We start from the raw sequence: 2,556 nt of genomic DNA, 5'->3' as shown, positions 1-2,556 counted from the left end.
GTGGTCTCGGCGTCGCCCGTCGCGCTCGCGGTGCCAGTGCCAGTGCCAGTGCCGGTGGGTGTCTCGCCGGTCTGGTCGGGCGCGGAGGTGGCCCGAGGTGACCTGGGCGGCACATCGCCGGTCGGGCTGGGGGTCGGGTCGGCCGTCGGGTCCGCTGTGGAGTCCGCGGTCGGGCCGGACGAGTTGCCGGATCCGGCCACCGGCAGCGCCGCGGCCTCGGCGGCCCGTCCGTCGAGCACCTCGGTGACCGAGCGGGTCAGGGAGTCGGTCTGGGCGCGGACCAGCCCTGCATCGGCACCCTCGACCCGGACAGCGACCACGATCTGGCCCTGCCGCACCAGCACCCACTCGCGGGTGACCTCGTCCTCCCAGGTGTTGCTGGTGAGTTTGACCTCGGCGGTGTGACGGACCCCGGTCCACCCCTCGAAGACCACGTCCTCACTGCGGGCGGTAGCCTCCTCCCCCGGCGCGTACGACCCCTCGCCCAGATCCCGGCCCTGGATGCTGCGTTCGGTGCAGGCGCGCATCTGGTCGAAGGCGGCGTCGGTGAACTCCCCGGCCGCGAATTCCGAACGGGCCCGCGCCGCGACCACGTCGGCCGACTCTGGCTGGTCGTGGCCAGCCGCGGGGCGACGGCTGGCCAGCACCTCCGTGGCGGGCAACGACAGCTCACCCGGCCCGGCCCGGCAGACGTTGGTCTCGGCCACCCGCAGCGTCTCCGTCGGCAGTTCCTGCACCTCGAGGTAGGACCCGTTCAAGGCCATGGTGGGCAGCGCCGCCGCCAGTTCGGCCAGGTCCCGGTCGAACCCGCTGGACAGCCTGGGCCCGCCACTGCCGACCGGACGGGCGGCGTCGTCCACCGGAACCGCCCGCACCTGCTCGCCCTGCGAGCACGCGGCCAGCGACAGCGCCAGCAGCAGCGGGCAGAGGCGGATCCACTTCACGCTGTGCACGGTAGCCGCCGATCAGGGCCGGACGGGGTGCGACCATCCGGTGGGCCGTGAACCCGTGACGAAGGTCGGTTCAGCCGATCGGGCATCCCGGTCAGCTCGGTCCGCCCGGGACAGGTCACACTTGGTATCCGACGCGAACTGCCGTAAGGAGATGTGCGTGACCGAAACGCTGCCGACGCCCACCACTCTTGACGTGACCGCCCTCGACCCGACCGTCCGGCCGCAGGACGACCTGTTCCGGCACGTCAACGGGCCGTGGCTGGAAGAAGCCGAGATTCCCGACGACAAGGCCCTGATCGGCGCCTTCCGCACCCTGGCCGACCAGGCGGAGGCCTCCATCCGCGACATCATCACGACGATGGCCGTGGACAGCGAGGACGCCGACGAGGCCCGGATCGCCGGGCTGTACGCCAGCTTCATGGACGAGGATCGGCTGGAGGAACTGGGCGGGAGCCCGCTGCGGCCGATGCTGGCGCAGGTGGACGCGGCCACCGACTTCGCCTCGCTCACCGACGTGCTCGGCGACCTCGGGCGGGTCGGCGTCGACTGGCTGGTCTCGGCGTCCTCCGACTCCGACCCGGGCGACCCCGGCAACCAGGTGCTCTTCGTCGGCCAGTCCGGGCTGGGCCTGCCGGACGAGGCGTACTACCGGCTGCCCGAGCACGCCGAGACAAAGGCCGCCTACCGGGACCACGTGCAGGCGATGTTCGAGATCGCCGGGCTGCCCGACCCCGCCGCGCAGGCCGACCGGGTGCTGGACCTGGAGAGCCGGATCGCCGCGTGCCACTGGGACAAGGTGCGCAGCCGCGACCTGCGGGCGATGTACAACCCGATGCCGCTGGTCCAGGTGCACGAGTCCGCCCCCGGACTGGAGCTGGCCCGCTACTTCACCGCCGCCGGCTTCGAGGAGCGCCACCTCGGCACCGTCGTCAACGCCCAGCCGTCCTTCTTCACCGCGGTCGCCGCGCTGACCGGCCAGGACTTCGAGTCCTGGCTCTCCTGGGCGCGCTGGAACGTGATCGCCGCCTTCGCCAGCTACCTGTCCTCGGACTACGTCGCCGAGTCGTTCCGGTTCTTCGGCACCGTCCTCACCGGCACCCCGAAGAACCGGGAGCGCTGGAAGCGGGGGGTGTCCCTGGTCGAGGGATCCCTGGGCGAGGCCGTCGGGCGGATCTACGTCGAACGGCACTTCTCCCCGAAGGCCAAGGACCGGATGGACGAGCTGGTGGCCGACCTGATCGAGGCCTACCGTCGCTCGATCACCGCCCTGGACTGGATGACCGAGGAGACCAAGGCCAAGGCGCTGGACAAGCTCGGCAAGTTCACCCCGAAGATCGGCTTCCCGGCCAAGTGGAAGGACTACTCCTCCATCACGATCGACCCCACGGATCTGGTGGAGAACGTCCGACAGGTCCGGATGTACGCCGTGCGCCGGCTGCTGGAGAAGGTCGGCAAGCCGGTGGACCGGGACGAGTGGTTCATGACCCCGCAGACGGTCAACGCCTACTACCACCCGCTGCGCAACGAGATCGTCTTCCCCGCGGCCATCCTGCGTCCCCCGTTCTTCGACGAGGACGCCGACGACGCCGTCAACTTCGGCGGC

At 71.1% G+C, this 2,556-nt stretch carries 1 protein-coding gene and 1 pseudogene; one reads left to right on the top strand and one right to left on the bottom strand.

Annotated features, from left to right (window positions below; genetic code table 11):
• Window positions 1–944: pseudogene (locus Q4D18_RS11535) on the bottom strand (hypothetical protein); the annotation flags it as partial.
• Between the two features lie 166 nt (window positions 945–1,110).
• Here Q4D18_RS11535 and Q4D18_RS11530 point away from each other — a divergent pair.
• Window positions 1,111–2,556, top strand: a 1,446-nt coding sequence (locus tag Q4D18_RS11530) for a M13 family metallopeptidase (RefSeq protein ID WP_303128547.1), incomplete at its 3' end; no start/stop codon positions are given.

The organism is Micrococcus sp. (assembly GCF_030523875.1).
Classification (GTDB): Bacteria; Actinomycetota; Actinomycetes; order Actinomycetales; family Micrococcaceae; genus Micrococcus.
The sequence above is the reverse complement of the archived record's forward strand: the minus strand, read 5'-3'. Positions and strand labels throughout refer to the sequence as shown.